Source organism: Pantoea sp. OXWO6B1, from assembly GCF_001641135.1.
GTDB classification, from domain to species: Bacteria; Pseudomonadota; Gammaproteobacteria; order Enterobacterales; family Enterobacteriaceae; genus Pantoea; species Pantoea allii.
Genome location: NZ_CM004291.1, coordinates 108,859 through 127,381, shown reverse-complemented (window position 1 = coordinate 127,381; position 18,523 = coordinate 108,859). Strand labels below are relative to the sequence as shown.

General features: G+C 45.1%; 18 protein-coding genes and 1 pseudogene. 16 read left to right on the top strand and 3 right to left on the bottom strand.

From position 1 onward, the window contains the following. The first annotated feature begins 350 nt into the window (after positions 1–350). Positions 351–605: a hypothetical protein gene (locus A6A26_RS01840; RefSeq protein WP_063877207.1), complete on the top strand. Its 255-nt coding sequence runs from the start codon at positions 351–353 to the stop codon at positions 603–605. Positions 606–745: 140 nt separating this feature from the next. Here the strand turns inward: A6A26_RS01840 and A6A26_RS01835 are convergent, their stop codons facing one another. Then, positions 746–1,132: a branched-chain amino acid transport system II carrier protein gene (locus tag A6A26_RS01835; protein WP_371558853.1), complete on the bottom strand. Its 387-nt coding sequence runs from the start codon at positions 1,130–1,132 to the stop codon at positions 746–748. Between the two features lie 1,272 nt (positions 1,133–2,404). Here A6A26_RS01835 and fimA point away from each other — a divergent pair. The 6 genes from fimA (at position 2,405) to A6A26_RS01805 (ending at position 8,665) form a co-directional block, all read left to right on the top strand. Next, on the top strand, positions 2,405–3,013 hold the full coding sequence (gene fimA, locus A6A26_RS01830; RefSeq protein ID WP_063877205.1) for a type 1 fimbrial major subunit FimA: 609 nt from the start codon (positions 2,405–2,407) through the stop codon (positions 3,011–3,013). Positions 3,014–3,075: 62 nt separating this feature from the next. Then, complete coding sequence (locus tag A6A26_RS01825; protein WP_063877204.1) at positions 3,076–3,654, top strand: fimbrial protein; 579 nt, start codon at positions 3,076–3,078, stop codon at positions 3,652–3,654. Positions 3,655–3,685: 31 nt separating this feature from the next. Further along, positions 3,686–4,375 (top strand): fimbria/pilus periplasmic chaperone, encoded by a 690-nt coding sequence (locus tag A6A26_RS01820; protein ID WP_063877203.1) that lies wholly within the window; start codon positions 3,686–3,688, stop codon positions 4,373–4,375. 60 nt (positions 4,376–4,435) lie between these two features. Next, positions 4,436–7,072, top strand: a complete 2,637-nt coding sequence (fimD, locus tag A6A26_RS01815) for an outer membrane usher protein FimD (RefSeq protein WP_063877202.1) — start codon at positions 4,436–4,438, stop codon at positions 7,070–7,072. Next, positions 6,991–8,106, top strand: a complete 1,116-nt coding sequence (locus A6A26_RS01810; protein ID WP_253851858.1) for a fimbrial protein — start codon at positions 6,991–6,993, stop codon at positions 8,104–8,106. Before fimD ends, A6A26_RS01810 begins: the two co-directional genes overlap by 82 nt. Further along, a complete protein-coding gene (locus A6A26_RS01805; protein ID WP_156506629.1) occupies positions 8,090–8,665 on the top strand; it encodes a fimbrial protein in 576 nt (191 codons plus the stop codon). Before A6A26_RS01810 ends, A6A26_RS01805 begins: the two co-directional genes overlap by 17 nt. Before the next feature lie 38 nt (positions 8,666–8,703). Here the strand turns inward: A6A26_RS01805 and A6A26_RS25930 are convergent. Further along, positions 8,704–9,166 (bottom strand): annotated as a pseudogene (locus A6A26_RS25930) (IS630 family transposase); the annotation flags it as partial. A gap of 444 nt (positions 9,167–9,610) precedes the next feature. On the opposite strand from A6A26_RS25930, the gene A6A26_RS25700 reads away from it, so the two are divergent. Beyond that, on the top strand, positions 9,611–9,811 hold the full coding sequence (locus tag A6A26_RS25700) for a hypothetical protein (protein ID WP_063877198.1): 201 nt from the start codon (positions 9,611–9,613) through the stop codon (positions 9,809–9,811). 312 nt (positions 9,812–10,123) lie between these two features. Here the strand turns inward: A6A26_RS25700 and A6A26_RS25330 are convergent, their stop codons facing one another. Continuing rightward, positions 10,124–10,261, bottom strand: coding sequence for a hypothetical protein (locus A6A26_RS25330; protein ID WP_156506628.1), 138 nt, complete (start codon positions 10,259–10,261; stop codon positions 10,124–10,126). Positions 10,262–10,637: 376 nt separating this feature from the next. Between A6A26_RS25330 and A6A26_RS01790 the strand changes: the two genes are divergently transcribed. The 8 genes from A6A26_RS01790 to A6A26_RS01760 all read left to right on the top strand — a co-directional run bounded on the left by A6A26_RS01790 (position 10,638) and on the right by A6A26_RS01760 (position 18,519). Continuing rightward, complete coding sequence (locus A6A26_RS01790) at positions 10,638–10,955, top strand: putative holin (protein ID WP_063877197.1); 318 nt, start codon at positions 10,638–10,640, stop codon at positions 10,953–10,955. 397 nt (positions 10,956–11,352) lie between these two features. Then, a complete protein-coding gene (locus A6A26_RS01785) occupies positions 11,353–12,267 on the top strand; it encodes a glycosyltransferase family 9 protein (RefSeq protein ID WP_082875132.1) in 915 nt (304 codons plus the stop codon). Then, the gene (locus tag A6A26_RS01780) at positions 12,254–12,889 is read left to right on the top strand and encodes a methyltransferase domain-containing protein (RefSeq protein WP_063877196.1); all 636 of its coding nucleotides are present in this window, start codon (positions 12,254–12,256) and stop codon (positions 12,887–12,889) included. Before A6A26_RS01785 ends, A6A26_RS01780 begins: the two co-directional genes overlap by 14 nt. Positions 12,890–12,901: 12 nt before the next feature. Then, on the top strand, positions 12,902–13,480 hold the full coding sequence (locus tag A6A26_RS25325; protein ID WP_156506627.1) for a motility associated factor glycosyltransferase family protein: 579 nt from the start codon (positions 12,902–12,904) through the stop codon (positions 13,478–13,480). A gap of 69 nt (positions 13,481–13,549) precedes the next feature. After that, the gene (locus A6A26_RS01775) at positions 13,550–14,614 is read left to right on the top strand and encodes an Ig-like domain-containing protein (protein ID WP_063877195.1); all 1,065 of its coding nucleotides are present in this window, start codon (positions 13,550–13,552) and stop codon (positions 14,612–14,614) included. A gap of 52 nt (positions 14,615–14,666) precedes the next feature. Continuing rightward, positions 14,667–16,025, top strand: a complete 1,359-nt coding sequence (locus A6A26_RS01770) for a hypothetical protein (RefSeq protein ID WP_063877194.1) — start codon at positions 14,667–14,669, stop codon at positions 16,023–16,025. 244 nt (positions 16,026–16,269) lie between these two features. Beyond that, the gene (locus tag A6A26_RS01765; protein WP_063877193.1) at positions 16,270–17,457 is read left to right on the top strand and encodes an Ig-like domain-containing protein; all 1,188 of its coding nucleotides are present in this window, start codon (positions 16,270–16,272) and stop codon (positions 17,455–17,457) included. A 114-nt stretch (positions 17,458–17,571) separates the two neighbouring features. Then, complete coding sequence (locus tag A6A26_RS01760; protein WP_063877191.1) at positions 17,572–18,519, top strand: hypothetical protein; 948 nt, start codon at positions 17,572–17,574, stop codon at positions 18,517–18,519. Positions 18,520–18,523: the final 4 nt, after the last annotated feature.

Below are 18,523 nucleotides of genomic sequence, written 5' to 3'. Positions count from 1 at the left end.
TACAAACCCCTTATCCAACAAGAAAAATTTTTCTCCGCGCTATTAGATAAATATTTTTAATACCTATATGCTACGTTTTGTAGAAATTTTTCCTATTTAGGTTGTTGGCGGATCAGGATAGAGCTCTTTTCTATGGAAAAATGATTAATAGAGTAAACCGGCACTAGTTTTGACTACAGCGAAGTTGAAAATTTGACTTAGAATCATAATAACTACGTCAACATAATTTCCTGAATATCGAAAAAAATAACTATTAGTTAAGTTTTATTTATATGATTTTGATCATTTTTTCCGCAACGTAAACATCTCATTGTATGCTAGTTTTTTTCGACCATGGAGAATGTTGAACCGTGAAGCGAAATTTGATTTCTGAAAAAATTCAGCGTGAAATACTCATAGCATTAGCAAAAGCCTACCCAGATCCAATCACTGGGAGACAATACTTTTCTGCTTTTGGTATGTATAGTGAGTATATTTTGAACGAAAACATTGATGCTCTTATCCAAGGTGGTTTGGTATCAAAGACAGCTATTGGTATTTGTGGGGGTGTTAACTTTCAAAAACTGGTTTTACTGAGATTAGACTTTGATAAGTATACAAAATGACCTAATACGCATTTGTTTTTCTATGCATGATAATATCATTGGCTCCTGCCAAATTAACCATGAAGTTGCTCGGTTCATCTTGCTGAGCCTTTTGCTTTAAGGTTAAATTATGATCCTACCCACGTAATGTGGACACCGTCCTAAGCGAGATTCTGGTTTTCAAATTGTTCCGGACTGAGCTGCCGGTTAATACCGGCAGCACCAGCTCGTACGAAACCGTAGCCGTTTTGGGAGTAGCGAACAGCGGTCTGACGCAGAGGTAGCAGATAAACGGTCTGCAGGATATCGCACAGGCGAGCTGTCGGCCGGGTTAGGGCCGCCATTGAGCCGCCGGATCTTGCCATCGCAACAGCCGTAACGACCGTAAGGCCCATGCCCGTCAGCAAAAATCCTGTCGTAGCGGGCCAGACGGCGATTCCGGCCTGCAGGCCGATGAAGGGGGTAAAGATAATGTTTACTGCGCCAACAAACAGGGCGAAATTCATAAATCCACGAATGAAAGAGTCTCTGACACATAAGCACCTCAATTAGACCATCTGTGCATCAGACTCCGGTTCCTGGAAAATAGTGTCCATTCATTTCTAATAGGTACTATCGCGTGAAATATCGGGCATAACACCTTGAGGTACTGCCTCCATTTTAAAGAAAAACTGCCGCGCATAGAGGCGGGACGCCGTTAAAGCATACCAAATCTACGGCCTGCGATTTATGTCTGCAGCGAAAATTTTACTGAATCTACTCTGTTGATGCGACAGAACCGTATTTGCAGTATTAGCGTACCGCCAAAAGGATTATCTTCCGTTGAAGATTTAGTCATTCTAATACGTTCATGAATACAGGTGGTGATTAAAAATCCAGCGAGTTTTATAAGCACTGCTATCTTTGTAAAAGTGACATTTTGGCTGAAGATGAATTTCAGTTTTTCACTAAAGAGAGACGTTGAAAATTTCTTTGGAAAGCCATCTGATTAATTGTCTACCCCAGCTGCATGATTTTGATATAAATCAATTTTTAGCTTTTAGAAATTGAACCCGGATGTTTTTCTGTAAAAGAAAAAACTCTTTAAATTTTTCCGTTTTTTTCCTGTTGATAAATTATGGGTGTATTTTAAACAACACCTCAACATCCAGTATAGTTTATTCTTTTCATTCTGGTTATTTGTTCCGTGTTAAATTTCATTCCTAAAAATAACTCATCTTAATTAATTCATTTGAATGCTCTGTAATTTGTTGATTTTTTTAAGATTTTAAAATTTGATTGGACATCAATGTAATTGGTATGGGCGATCATTAATCTGATTATAATAGTTTGTGACTATCATTTATGTTGAATTTTTCGTTCTTGCCGATCGAGAAGAGATGGTGCATTATAATTGCAATTAAAACGTAACCTAGGAAAATACAATGCACGTTACGCATTATTATTAGAAAGGATGTACTGCTTTCACCTTTTCTCTCGTTAAAAATATAAAGAGCAATTCAATATTGTGGCTTTCCTGAGATGGCCGCTATTATTTTGATTTTTTGCAGTGCTACTGAACTAGGCGATAGTGAATTAGCGTACATTAAAAAATACATACCTGCCTGAGAGTAAACGACAACGGAGATGATTACTTTATACCGCCAAGAGAATTTGTAACTGAACTCGACTACCTAAATAAAAAATCACATGTAAATTGAACTGTCCACAAAAAATAAAATATGGTGCCGTCATATTTATCAGTAGCATTGTATGCTGATAAATATGGCTGTTATAGATTTTTTAATGCGTTTATTTTGATAATTAATGGAGTTTTTTTAGTGAAACTGAATACTATTGTGCTGGCATTGGGTATGGGAATGGCTGTTTTGGCAGGCGCTGCAAATGCGGGTGATGGTCCAGATCCGCAGCCGCAGCCGCAGCCGCAGCCGGATAAAACCGTGACAGTTAACGGCGGCACCGTACATTTTAAAGGTAAGCTGGTTGCTGCTCCCTGCACCGTCAGCACGGATACTAGCGATCAGGAAGTTAAGCTCGGTGAATACACTACCCATCACTTTAAAAAGGCAGGAACGCTGGGTTCAATAGTGCCGTTCCAGATCAAACTGGAAGACTGCGACACTTCGATTGCAAAAACCGCCTCAGTTGCATTTTCAGGACGGACTGACAGTTCCAGTAAAGACAGTTCTCTACTGGCTGTAGATCAGGATCTGTCTTCAGGCAACGCCGGTACAGCAACCAACATTGGCATTCAGGTTCTGGACAACAAGTCCGCCCCCGTGAAATTTGATGGAACCACGTTTGTTAATTCGACCACCTTGATTGACGGCGAGAACATCCTGAAGTTCGCTGCGCAGTATAAGTCTACGGGCGTCGCCACTGCAGGTGATGCGAACGCAGACGCTAACTTCATCATGCAGTACAACTGATTCACCGGCACTTGCGGGACGGCATACTTACGCCGTCCCGCACATTAATCCAAGGCGCCTTTATGAAATCTTCACGATACCTGATGCCGGTTCTTCTCGTTTTGTTCATTCATTCCGGATCTGCTGAGGCCCGCAACGTGCGTGTCATCATCCCGGGAGGCGAGGTGCATATGCGCGGGCAGCTCACGAGTGGGGCATGTGTCGTCAGTGCTGACAGTCAGGATTTGCATGTCGATATGGGCGAGTATACAACTCACTCCTTTGAGCGGGTCGGTGACATTTCTGCGCCGGGAATCCCCTTTACCATTAATCTCACTGACTGTGGCCCCGGAATACAGAGCGGCGTTGGCATTACGTTTTCCGGTAAAACAGCCCCTAAAGAGCCGGATGTCTTTCTGGTTGAGGCCTCTGATACTAGGCCCACCGGCGTATTCGGACATGACGGCTACACCGGTCTTGGATTATTGATTACTGACCCGAAGGGACACCAGGTCATTCCCGGAGGCTTACCTGAGGAGTTTTTCGGGCCGGACGGGAGCGATATGTCTCTTCATTACGTTGCCCGTTATCGGACTACGTCCCGAAGTGTCTGGCCCGGTAAACTGCAAAGTGAAGTGCGCTTTGATATTGCCTACCCGTAATAATTGCTGATTTAAAAACAGGTTACTCATCATGCAGAAAAGAGTTCTTTTATTGCCTCTGGCTTTCCTGACGCTTTGTGTGTTTCAGCCTGCCACCGCAGGTGGCATCGCACCAGGTGCCACACGCGTGATTTACCCGGAAAGTGACAGCCAGGCTTCGCTTGCCGTCACCAACAGTGACAGCCATGAACGCTATCTTATCCAGGCTTGGGTGGAAAACGATAAGGGCCAGCGTGACCATGATTTCATTGTTACCCCCCCCCTGTTTGCGGCCGCACCCAAAAGTGAAAATACCCTGCGCATCGTTTATACCGGCAAGCCCCTTCCCGGGGACCGGGAGGCGGTCTACTGGATGAATATTAAAGCCATACCCGCAGTGGATAAATCTGCTCTTAAAGGGGCAAACACACTTCAGCTTGCCATACTTTCAAGAATGAAGCTGTTCATGCGCCCGGACGGACTGAAGATGAGCGAACCTGAATCTGCAGAGCAGCTTCGTTTTCAGCAGACGGCAGGGCAGGTTGTCGTTAAAAATCCGACGCCCTATTACCAGTCGCTGGTCAACATTTACGTTGGTGGCCGGAAGCTTGAAAACATTATGGTTGAGCCCTTTGGTCAGCGCGTGCTGAAGCTACCCTCAGGCATTACAGGGCCGGTACATTATCAGACGGTTAACGACTATGGTGCCATCACTACAGAAAAAACTGGAAAACCCGCTTAAAGATTTAGGTGGTCGTTTTTTCTGCATTGCTTCTGTTCGTGAAAACCTGAGAGTTACGTTATGCTTCAGTCCTACTGTTATCCCTGCAGGTACCTTCATCGCCTTCCCAGCCTCCGGTATTGCGCCATGGCAGTGCTCCTTGCCCTGACGGGGATTGCCCACGCACAGGACTGGTTTAACCCGGCTTTTCTTTCCAGAGACGGCGGTGAAGTGGCTGACCTGTCCCGTTTTGAAAATGGGGCAGGTCAGCTGCCCGGTATCTATAGGGTCGATATCTGGGTAAATGATGAGTTCGTGACAACTTCCCCCCTGCGGTTTGAGGCAATAAAAGGCGGCCGCAGTGCAGCTACTGTCACAGAGCGGTCAAAAGATGACGGTACGGGGCTGGTTCCATGCCTGTCCCTTAAATGGCTGAAGCGGCTTGGAGTAAATATGGCCGCTGGAGAACTCAGGAAACTGAAAGATGACGGCCAGTGTGTGGACTTTATGCATCTCTTTCCCGGCGCGTCCTCTTATTATGATTTTTCGGCACAGCGTCTGAAGCTGTTTTTTCCTCAGGCGTATGTACTGAATAGCGTGAGGGGATATATTCCGCCGGAAGAGTGGGATGAGGGGATTAATGCTGGCCTGCTGGACTACACGCTGACGGGCAGTAAAGGCAATAACAGCAGCAATTACTACCTTAACATTACCAGCGGTCTGAATCTGGGGGCTTGGCGTTTGCGTAATAACGGGGCATGGACGTACTCAGATTATGCGGGCAGAGACCGGCAGCAGAAATGGCAGAATATCTCCACGTATGCTGAGCGCACGCTAATTCCGCTGAAAAGTGAGCTGATTCTTGGTAACAGCAGCAGCGCGGGAGACATTTATGACAGTCTGGGATTTCGCGGGGTAAGGATCTACACCTCTGACCCTATGTATCCGGACAGCCAGCAGGGATTTGCCCCCACTATTCGTGGTATTGCCTCGGGTCGTTCTCAGGTGACCATCAGACAGAACGGTTATGTGGTTTACCAGAATACCGTTCAGTCCGGCGCGTTTGAAATTACTGACCTCAACCCGGCATCATCAAGTGGCGACCTAGAGGTTACAGTTAAAAACGAATCGGGTACCGTACAAAAGTTTATTGTTCCTTACTCAACGGTTCCCCTGCTTCAGCGTGAGGGACGTCTGAAGTATGACGTCGTGGCCGGGCAGTACCGGAGCGGACTGTCTGCTAAGAATGCACCCGTTTTTGTACAGGGTACACTTGCGCGCGGATTTACCGGCGGTATAACGCTGTACGGCGGAAGCCAGATAGCGAAGCGTTATACCTCTGCCGTGGCCGGCGCGGGTATGAATCTGGGAACGTGGGGGGCTGTGTCAGCTGACCTGACCACGGCACACAGCGAACTCTCTGACAGCAGCTCACACAACGGGCAGTCGTTGCGCTTCCTATATGCCAAATCTCTGAACAACTACGGTACCATTTTTCAGCTGCTTGGCTATCGCTACTCCACCAGGGGATTTTATACCCTAGACGAGGCCGCATGGAGCGAGATGAACGGCTATCAGTACGCATGGAAAGACGAGAGCGATGGCCAAGGGCCGCAGCAGGAGCCCGTAAGCTACCATGACCTGCGTAACAGCAAAAAGGGGCGATTGCAGGTGAGTCTCTCGCAGCAGGTGGCAGATATCGGCTCCCTGAACCTTACCGCCACGCGACAGGACTACTGGAACAGCACCGGCAGCGACAACTGGTATCAGGTAGGTTTTTCCAGCGGCTGGAACGGTGTCAACTATAACATTTCTTATTCTTTGAGCCGGAGCAACGGCATGCCGGGAACGGATCGCCTCGTGTCGTTGAATATCTCTGTACCGTTTGGCAGCTGGCTGGGTCATAACATGGCAGAGCATGAACGCCTTAACAGCCTGTATGCCACGACCCAGATGAGCCGGGACCAGGACGGAATTACTCAGATGCAGAGCGGGGTCAGCGGCACTCTGCTTGCGGGAAATAACCTGAATTACAGCCTCATGCAGGGACGCAGCAGCCGCAGCGGTAACAGTGGCAGCCTGAGCGCAATCTGGCAGGCGGCTGCAGGCCGCGTCAGCGGCGGCTACAACTACAGCCGTAACGAACACGCCTGGAACTGGGACCTGTCGGGTGGAGTGGTGGCGCATGCGGACGGTGTCACCTTCAGCCAGTCTCTTGGTGACACTAACGTACTGATTAAGGCGCCAGGAGCGAAGGGCGTTCACGTGGAGAATGAAACGGGGGTCAGCACGGACTGGCGGGGCTATGCCGTGATGCCGTATGCCACGGTGTACCGCCGTAACCGCGTTGCGCTTGACGTTAAGAGCCTAGACATGCATACAGACCTGGATGACTCAGTGCAGGATGTCGTGCCAACCCAAGGGGCTATAGTGCGGGCTGAATACCGGACGCATGTAGGATTAAGAGCCATGTTCAGCCTGACTCATGGCGGTAGTCCGGTTCCGTTCGGCACGACGGTGACGGAAAAAAGCTCCGGCACGACAGGTATCGCAGACGATACAGGGGAAGTTTATATGGTCGGCGTGCCACAGAAAGGGGTACTGGAGATGGTATGGGGTAACGGTCAGCAAAATCGATGTCAGGTGCCTTACAGCCTGCCAGCCGAAAGCGAAAAATTACCCATCATCACGATAAAGAAGAATTGCAAAAATTCATAGGTGAAAAAGTGATAAAAAAAGGTTCTATAACAAAAGGTCTTTTATTTTTGACTTGCCTTCCTTACTTTGCCTTGGGTTATACGGGACAGTGCCTTATGCCAGACGGAGGAACAAATACGCTTTCGGCTGACATAGGCGCGTTCAACATTGACGACTCTTCAAGTAATGTTCCCGGAAAGATAATTGTCAAAGATTTCCCATTTTTTGCCTCTGGCCTGCCGTACAGAGCTTCGTGTGATAATGACAAAAGTGCGTTAACTCCTATATTTTTGACCACAAAAGTGCCACTGAGTCGGTCGGGTAAGGACGATGGATGGTATAGAATTAATGATTATCTTTCAGTGAAAAGTCAAACATGGATTGATGCTGGCCGAGAAGCCTATATAGACAATCCAATGGAACACGAAAGTAATGAATACAATGAGCAAAATGGTACTGAAACAAGTTGGCATACAGGCGGTAAAGGCAGGGTATCGATCAGAATTGACCGTGCCTTTATCGGCATGTCGCCTTTTAAAAAAGAAATACTCGAGATCTATGCTAATACGTTTAAAGAAGGCATAAGTACCAAACCCCTTACTGTTTTATACCTTTCAGGAAACATTATTGTCCCTCAAGGCTGCGAGCTGAATGCCGGGCAGGTTATCAGTATGGACTTTGGTAATATTGGTTCCTCTGCCTTTTCACAGGCGGGTGCTGGTAAAAAGCCCGCTGGAGTAAATCCTCAGACACGAAGCATTGGCATTCAGTGCAAAAACATTGACGCACAGACTCTGCTTTCTCTGCGTATTGAGGCAAATAATGTCTCTGGTAACGCCATCGTTTCTGATAACGCAGACTTGGGCTTTGTGGTTGCGGACGGTAAGCAGAATCCTCTTACGCCTAACAATGTAGACAGCAAAATTCCGTTCCGGCTGAATAATAATGCTGCGGCTACAGTGCCGATTAGCGCATGGCCCGTCAGCGTGACGGGGAACAAACCTGCGGAAGGCCGGTTCACCTCGGAGGGCTATCTGCGTGTCGATTTTGACTAAAACGGCAGTCAGGACTGCAGGATTCAAATGTCGGACCTTTGCTGCGATGGCAGCTTTGTGCTGCCTGATTAGTTCAACACCAGCGAAAGCTGATGGCACAGTCGGGGAGATCAATATCCGGATGACAGGTACGGTGGTGGCGCTGGGCTGTACCGTTGACCCCGACGACATTGATAAACCCATTGAGCTTGGCTCATGGGCAACGAAACAGCTCAAGAAAGCTGGTCAGAAGACATTACCCGTTGCTTTCAGCATTCATCTCACCGGCTGTACAGCAAGCGGAGTGACGACAAAATTTACCGGGAAAAAAGATTCCGTAAATCCGGAGCTGCTGGCGCTAAGGACTGGTAGTGAAGAAGATGCGACCGGCGTTGCCGTACAGATTATGGACGGCAGCGGTCAGCGTATCCCCATGGGAAGCAAGGCACCACGCGGCATAGTAGACGGAAGCGGTAATGTCACTTTGAATTTCCGGGCGAATTATGTCTCCACTGGAGATAATGGCGTCAGACCCGGCACTGCAGATGCCGACACGGAGTTCACGCTGACGTACGACTAAACCGCCGCAGTAATCCTAAATAAGTGAACATAATATAGCTACACTTTTGCAAGTCCGTAGTTGCCACCCGTGAAGGTACTGATAGTTTTCATAGAGTGGCGTACTTTTTAATAGCCGCGACATTAATCGACACTGATGATTCCGTGTGATGGTTTCGTGCAGTACATGCCATAAACGCTCAACGTGATTCACTCACGTCGAGTAAACCAGCTGGTAAATTATTCTGAACTTCGGGGGTGAATTCAGCCAGCGCAGCGTTTCTTTGCACTTGTGAATGATGGAGTTACCCACGATTAACATGCTGGTTTTTTCTCGCCAGTAAATCGCTTTTAGGTGTTTTAACCGCGAGATGAACAGCAACGAAATTTTAATGCTGCTGCCCACATAACTGACCAGGCCAGTGCCGCTGTGGCGTGCTCCTGCCAGATAGTATTTTTCGGTATGCCCCGGTGTGACAAAGCCTTTCTGCAGACATCGGCTCTGCCAGTCTGCACCGATTTCGGATGGAGGTGGTCAAACCCGCCCAAACGTGTCCCGCTGATACGATGTTTCTTTGCCAGTTACGTCCGTGTATGAGGCTATTACACCTGCTAATGTACGGGTATAAGATGTACCGTGCATAGTCTTGCACTAAGTGAAGGTTTCCGCCTTCAGAATGCCGGATCTATTCCATCTCAACATGTTTTCCGTCCCTCACTTCTTCGCCAAAACCAGCTGGCCCGTCAGCGTTTCATAGCTGAATGTCTGGCTTACTCCCTTCGACGTTATACTGCTGACGACGTTACCCAGTTCAGGGATATAAGTATATGCTATTTTTTTCCTGACGGCAGGGTGACAGAAGCGGAAACTGGCGATGCATCGTTGTAAGTGCAGATAGTGGTCCTTCCGCCACTTACCTTTTTGTCATGCGACAGAGTCCGTCAAACCCGGGTTGAGCCGTGCCGATTGTCCCGTCTGTTTGAGGAGCTGGCGCGTTATGGCTTTATTGAGCTGCCGAATTTTGAGTGTGACACGGTTGAAAATTACTGGATGCACCGGCACATCCTCCTCACCGATCGCTTCTGGAAACTGTGCGGCGTCAACATGGACAGACTGCTTCAGCAGCGTAATGTCCGACTGCAGGCCCTGGCTGACGGCATCATTTAGCCTGGCACGTATGACTCCGTTCGTGAGACGCGAAAGCGCTGGTACGAGAAGATGCGCATGACCACGCTGCTCCACCGTAGTGAAAAGCGGTAAAGGAGAAGCACAGAAAACTCCTCAGCAGACTTACGCTGGACGAGCGGCGGCAGGCGATGGCCAGCTGGCTAATCCTGACACGTCCGAATCACGAGCTGATGAACATCGATGGTGACGGCTTCGAACGCATGGTCTGGTACTATCTTAACCAGCTGGATCCTGGGCCTCGGTTGTGAGCTGGCACCGCCCGACGTTTTTCACTGACACACCGTTCCTCAATTAACCGCCTTCACTGGCGGTAAAGTCGCTTGTTCCAAGCGTCCGGTTCGGCTCTTTTTCATGCCTGAACTTCCACTTTTCTGCGCATGTTATGGCGGTCGAGGCCAGAATCGCGACCGCCAGATTTTTTATCCACATTTACCCGCAATCTTTAAGGTGAATTTAGCCGCACTTGAGTTGCCCCGGCCGCCAAGCGAAGAAGGATGGAACAGGCGTGGTTGAAATGGGTGTTGTAACTTATGGCTTTTGCACTGCGGTGAGTAGTCTCGCTTCAGGGTACAGTTAACCAGTTCTTATTAAATCCATGACAAAAACTAATCGTTTACAACGATCTTTAATAAATATTCAATAGCTTTTACCTATCAAGATGGGTTAAATGATCGATAATATCCATTGGTTTAGTATGGTTAATGCGCGTACAGTATATTTCAGAGACAGCATGCATACTTAATGAGGACGGGCGGGTATTACCGGAACGCCCCGGATACTGCAATCATTTTACAGGGGCAGAAGGATGTCTTTAGCTCTCAGTATTCATGACGACCTAAGTGTAATAGTTGCTTCACTTTCTGGTGCACTGGCGTACATTATTACGCAGCGTCACTTTGACCGCTTCCGGCAGTCGGTGGCTTTTTTTATTTCCTTTGCCATGGGGATAGTCGGTGGGGATGCAACACTTGAGTTAATAAAGATATTTTTTCCGGGCGTGTTCTGTGATAACCGTGTTATCGGCGCTTTTTTATGCAGCGCTCTCATTGTTACGGTTATTGTTAATATTATGGCCCGAATAAATTTAGTAGTTGAAAATAAAATACAGCAAAAAGATGATTGATCAGGCTACTGAAATTTAAATTTACCGTGTGTTAACCATAGTATTTTGGAAAGACGGAGTGCGATGGGTTTTTGTTCAAAGCCAGCTACCATCAACTATTAATAATATATTTTATATGATTTTTTGAGGGTTTTTACTCAAACAATATGGTCAACAAAAGTATCTAGATTACCTGTTGAGCTTCAAGGTTTTTGACCTCTAATCTCAAATTACTTACCACCTTCTCTAAAAAAGACTGGATAAATTATTCCGAGGTGTGAGAGGGTCAACTGTTTTTACGCAGAGGAACTGGTGAAATTTTATTCTTTAGCAGTTGCCGTTAACGAGTTTCAAAAGTGCGTTATGTTCAGATTGGCAGTAGATTACTGCGCCGTATTCAAGTTACTTTAGAGAAATTATGTCTAATCTATATATAGAGGGAATGTCCGGCATTGGAGACAACATTATTCAGCGCTGTTTTATAAAACAGTTAACACAAAAAGGCCAAGGGGTCTGGATAAAAACACCTTTACCAGAAATTTACGAGGGTTTAAGTAATATTCATTATGTCCGAGCGTACTCCAAGTTGCGTACTCAAAATAAAAATGAAAATATTACGGAGGTGACATTTGAGTCAGTACCTTATGAAATACAATGTCGGCGTATTTTTTATGGTGACTTAGACCTAAAGCATGGCAGTATTTTTAATGCGATGGAACGCCGCTTCGGCATTCCACCCGCGAGGATTTATTTGCCAAATTTTTTTTTGCCCGATATTGGACTTTCTCATAATAAACCTATCGCACTCATCCGACCTACTACTGAGCGGATTGAATGGCATAACTCAGCACGGGGACCTCTCAATGAGTACGTTGACTGTGTTGCCAAGATTCTCGCTTTTCGGGGCTGGCATGTCATTAGTATTGCGGATACAGAAGTCGGTCTTGAGTGGATAACGGACGCTGAACCTTTCGCTCATCAGAAACTGCACCACGGCGAGCTAACCATTTCTCAGATGTTTGCTCTTGTTCAGCGTGCCGATATTGTAGTTACAGGCGTCGGAGTTGTTATGCTGGCTGCTATTGCATACAAGCGTCCTACAATATGCCTTCAGGGTGGGTGCGGAGGTAATAATCACCATTCTAAAGTGACTGACAATAGTTGCATGGATTTATCCCAGATGGCTTTTATTTATCCTGATAACTACTGCCGCTGTCAGGCTATGAAGCATAACTGTAATAAATTTATCAGTAATTTGCCCGCCCGGGTGACGCCGTTCATTGAACGGGTTGAAGCCTCGATAGAAAAGGATAATAACTGTGGAATATTTTAATAATGAACTTCATTCCGGCCTGGTCTGGCTTCCTGAACTAGGAATAGGACACTTCCCCGTCCCTCCTGAAAGACCCTATGACGAGGGCTATTTTACAAGGTATCAGGCCATGAGTAATACTTCAATGGGGCATAGTCTTACAGATGCTCGCATAGATTTAATCTCGCGGCATTATCAGGGGACTTTACTGGATATTGGCATTGGCTCTGGTCAGTTTGTGTCGTCCAGGCCTGATACATTCGGCTATGACATCAATCCAGCAGCAGTTGAGTGGCTGATTAGAAATGGGTTATGGGCTGAACTGTACTCTGGTTACTACCCGGCACTCTCTTTCTGGGACTCCCTTGAGCATATAGATCAACCTGATCTCGCTGTACTTCATGCAGCAAAGTGGGTTTTTGTTTCGCTCCCCATATTTGAAAATGCCGAGCATATTCTTTTATCCCGTCATTATCGTCGAGACGAACATATCTGGTACTGGACACATGATGGGCTAATGCGCTGGTTTAGCGTTCAGGGATTCGACTGTGTTGAGTTTAATATGGGGGAGAGTGAGCTCGGCCGCGATGGTATAGGCAGTTATGCTTTCTGCCGACGGACTCATCATGGTACTAACGAGTAACGGAAATGAATCATGTCAGAAGGAATTATTGCTGTATGTGCATCAGGACCTTCGCTGTGTTGTGATGATATTTATCGCCTGCGCGATCATAAAATCCCGGTAATCACAGTTAATTCCAGTTGGATGATATACCCAGAATGTCAGTACATTTTTGCAGGCGATGATGCGTGGTGGGCTAATAACTATAATCTTATTAACTCTCAAGCGCAGAGATGGACATGTAGTAAAAATGCAGCGCAGAAATATGGCATAAGTTATTTTGAAAGAACTATTGAGGGAACCTTCAACTCCGGAATGATGGCAATCTTTCTAGCCATAAGCTTAGGGGCTGTAGACATTATTCTCTTAGGTTTTGATTGCTCGATTGAAAAAGGCCTTCACTGGCATGGAAAACATTCAGGCCTGAACAATCCTACAGGTCACAGCATTCATCGCTGGAAAAAAGAATTTGAAATATTGACATCTGAAAAGTATCGGGAAATAAATATAGCTAACTGTACTCCTGAAACCCGGCTTACCTGTTTCCCACGCACCACACTGGAAAACAGGCTACAGAGAATAAAGATTTATTCACAGACTTGTCGTCAGTGAGCATCTTTTCAGTAGGGGTTAAAATCCCAAAGTGTTAGTTGAAATTTTTATATAAGGTAAAAATATATTATGACTAATAAAATTACGCTTGATTCTAAAGTTCCGGTCGTTGCCCCAGGTGAAACTATTAATCTGGTCGCAAAAGTCTTTGACGTCGATGATGGTAAATTAAAAGAGGGTGTGAAGATCAACTGGACTTTCCAGTCTTCCAGCACCACAACTAAACTTGGAGAAAAAACCAGCACTACGTCTGCTGAAGGTTACGCTCAAAATACAGTGACCAGCGTCGATAAGGCATCTGTAATTATTACCGCCACCCTGGATGACGGCAGCGAAATGTCAACCAAAATTAACGTCGGTTTTTACTCCTCTGAACTAAATGCTCCTACTGTACCACAGGCTAAAAATGGAATTTTGAATGAAAAAGATGTTAAAGGCTTAGTTCAGGCGATGGTTTTACGCCACACCGATGACCCATCTTCCGGAGATTACTATAATTTTTATTGGGGAAAGGATTCTATTTCACGTGTTGATGATGGTACAAGCGACACATTTCCATGGATAATCAACGTTAAAAACGTTTTTGCAGAAACCGAAGTGTTGGCAGATGGTAATTATACAATTTATTACACAGTAACTGACCTTGCACGAAACGTTTCCTATTCTCAACCTCTTGCAATAACCGTAACCGGAGGAACATATGTCAACCCAATTTATGATGTTCCAGGATTCCCCGAAATTACGGACAATACAATAAACTATGAAGACGTAGCTGACAAGGGCGTTAAGGTGGAAATTTTATTACCACAGAGCAGGGAGTCAGAGGGAGCCAATATTTTTGCAGGAAATACCATCACCCTTTACATGCGGGTATTTGACAAGAATCATCAGACCGAAATTATCGCAACAAAATCTGTCGCCACCTGTGTGGTTGTACAAAAAGATATTGAAAACCGCAAGATTTCCCTGACTCTACCAAAAAATATGGTTACTGATAACAAGGATACCTTCGATGATGTCCGCGGTTATTTTTGGTTTACCGTTAAAGGAGAAGGGTCCGTATCGGTATCCGGCTCATCTTTTAGCAAATCATTGATTATTGATACGGTCCCACCTCATTTCAACAAGGTTTAAGAAAGAGTCAGGATATAAATAGGAATTTATATCCTGACTAAAAGGAGTATGTATGGTAAATATTGCCAATCTGCTTCCGCCACCGGACTTACCTCAGATGACGTCAGACTATTCCATCAGTCTGAATGACCTGAAAGTCGCAGGCGGGGTGTTCTTTCGTATTCATCAATATGAGGACGCTGCACGCGGTGATTATTTAACCGTGTTCTGGGATGATGAACCTGTTTTAGAAGCACTCATTGATAATTTATCCAAGGATTTCCCCGCTATTGGAGTAATAACCGTCAATTTAGGGCTCGGTTTCCACTGCGTTAATTTTACCGTTTCGGACAATGCTGGTAATAAGGGGATTTCTATCGGGCTCAATGTCAAAATTATTGACGGCGAACCGGATGTAATATATCCGGCACCAGTTTTTGCTGATGCTATCGGTGGTTTAATAAACCAGAGTAGCATTACAGCAAATGCGGGCACCCACGTTCATGTTGCCCCATATAACGGCATAATGATAAATGATAGCGTCCTCCTGTTCTGGAAGGGGGTGAGTGCTGACGGTGATATTACAGAAGGTGGTATCGATAGTTACACAATACTGGCCACGGATATCAGTGCGGGAGTTACATTTTTAATTCCGCAAAAAAAACTCGAACATCTTATGGACAAAGCAGTTGTGACGGCAAGTTATCAGGTAAGGCGAAAAGGAGCCGTACTGGGCGTATCAGAAATTGGCAAAGCGATTCTTAATTTGACCGACATTGACAGGCAACCCAGTATGATAATTTCAACAGGGGCCGCAAATACAGATTATGAAGCCATTCATCTTAATCCGTTTAATCATGGGGTGGTTAAAGGTCCTCCCGGATCCGCTGTCATTTTATCGGCAGTAGGCGATGCTGTTTTTGATGAGTCGGGCACAGGAACTTATCAGTTCATATTGAATGAATCAGCAGAGAGCAGTTTTAAAGTCCGCTCTGCTGAACAAGGTAATGATGTAATCAGCGCTGAAATAATGTGTAACCCTGGTGTTACCGTTCAGCAGGTTGTTCGTTTTGGGCCATACTTTAAGGGAATCGGTAATATCCAGTATCTTAACTACTCTACGGGTGCGCCGGCCAATGGGATAACACCTTGCTCAATATATCTCAAAACAGCCGAAGTATCGGGTCTCGGTGCCACTATAACGCGCGTTCGGGTTAGCGTTAGCGGCAATGCTATTATTGATGGTTATCATAGCAATTCTGCTGATATTTTACTGAACTCGGACAAATCTGCCGAAATTGATATCATAAACAACGCTTCGGAAACCGTGGGTGTTGAACTGTCGCTGCCCGAATCATCAGGTTCAATTAACCGACTTTATCTGGCATTCAGGTCACTCCCAAATTATGGGGCACGAATCAAAAAATCTTGATTCTTATTTGTGGAAATAAAGTAATGTGTAATTTTCAGCATTGCATAATCAGGTGGCATAAATAAAAATACTTATTTCTGTTTGAAATTTAAATACATTCAATCATGATGTGCATGTAACCTATTGGCTTGGGATTATTTTATATAATATGATGAATGTTAGAAAAATTAATTGTTATGATCTTAATTTAACTAATCTCAATACTGAGAAAGTGTTAAATAGGGCCTAAATCGAGGGGCGAAAAATGAACTACCAATTAACATTAACTGCAACATCTGGTGCTCAGGCTGATGGTGTGGCCGTAAATACAGCCATGGCAAAACTTATGTCAGGAAATACTTATGCTTCCGGCGTACGCATTGTCTTCAGTATTTCAGGGAGTGCAAAATTCGATAATGGTCAGCAAAAAAATACTTTAGTAACAGGCTCTACTGGTATCGTGAGTGTCTCCTTCACTGATCTGATTACTGAATCGGTTACAATCGTTGCGGTTGTTGAGTCCGATGCCAGCGTATTGCAAATGGCGCAATCTACGTTTTCCAATGCTACTCCTGCTGATAATGAGCTGGATCTTAATGTAATTGTCGATAAGGCTAAAGCAAATGGAGTTGCGAAAAATCAGTTGCAGGCGGTAGTACGTTCCAAGACAACAATGCAACCTGTATCAGGTGTTACCTGCTCCTTTTCAGCGACTGGAGGAAGCGCAAAGTTTGATAATGGCAGTAAAGTTTACACGGCTCAGACTGACACAACGGGTGTGTGCAACGCCTATCTCACTGACACCACTCCTGAATCTGTTGCGGTTGTTGTAACCATCCCTGGTAATCAGACTAGGACGCAGGCGATTACGTTTACGGGGGGAGATCCACTAATAATTACCGAAGTTTCAACGTTAACCGATAAGCAATTTTCTCTTGGAAATCCAACAGTAGCGTGGATTGGTGCGGAGTTCAGGATTATGTTCAGCGGAGGCAGCGGTGAAGTTGACTGGACGGTGGATAATTCAGGACTTGCCGTGCAGTCTAATCTGCGGGGAGGTGTTATTCTTAAATTTGATGATTATGCTGATGCTGGCATCAGGTATACGGTTACCGGTACTGACAAACATACAAAAGAAATTATCACATACAGATTTTTGCTGGAAGACTTCTATGTCGCATTTGGTTCTTCAGAATTGATTGAATCCTTAGCTTTAGCTGGCGATACGCATTATCTTCCTTCTCCTGCACAATTACATAACCTTTATGCTCAGTGGGGGGTTATGTCAAATTACTCGGGATGGACGGATAAAACGGCAGTCTATTGGACGAATTCTTTTGATTTTTTACTTAAAGCAACCGTAGTGAATATTATTAATAATGAAGAGCACGTAGATCTTGTGCCTTCCGTAAGTTCTCATGGATATGCCAAGTTAAGTCAGCGCAACGATTAAAAAGTAAAAAAGCGCAGGATTTATTTCTTGCGCTCTTTGGTTTAAACGTTTTCCACATGGTCTTTCATATTAATATATGATCTTTATTAATTAAATATTGCATGGGTAATAGTTATGACATTCAAATTTCATTCAAATCACATCATTAAACATCGTATTATTACTGATAATGCGCAGGCAAACGGCGGCGCGACTAACGCTGTTGAATTCTCATTTATTAATGCAACATCTTATGAACCTGCAGTAGCACTGCCGGTTGTTATAAAGACGAATGGCAGCTCTGTAATTAAAGAAAGTAACTCGTCAATTTTTAAAACAGTTACTGATGGCAATGGTAAAGTTGTCTCTAACATTACAGATACAGTTCATGAAGATATTACCGTTTCTACTTTTTTTATTTCCGGTGATAGTGATAGTGATAGTGATAGTAATAGTAATAGTAATAGTAATAGTAATAGTAATAGTAATAGTGTTAAGTTGACATTCAAACCCACCTCGGACCGATTTTATATAAGCAGTGCAGCCAATTCTAATCATACCTTCACGACAGAGCAACCTAAGACGGCGTGGGCGGGAGCATCCTTCACCCTAAACACAGTAGGGGGCAGTAATGGAAAAATCGAATGGAAATGGTCGGGGGCAACCCAAGAGATTGTTGTAGAAGGTAACGATCTTGATCGCACTGCAGGTGTGACCATTAAAGCCAGAACCTACCAGCCATGTATCATTACCGCTACTGATACTATTACTGGGGAAAGTGACCAGTATATTCTTGAAGTAGAAACTTTATTACAACCAGAATGTGATAAAAGGGTTTCTCATAATGACGCAAAAAAAAATCATCCCGATTCATTAGTCAGCCTGGATATCTACAAGCAGCTTTATGCTGAATGGGGGGATATGAGTGCCTATACCAGCCAGGGCTGGAAAGTGGATGATGTCTACTGGACATCCGATGAAGTCTTTGGCGGCGTCAAAGTCTACGATTTACAGAGCGGAACTGGTAATACTTCCGGAACATTTCTTGTAGCGCATTATTACAGTTTTATCATTGGTAACTAAAAAT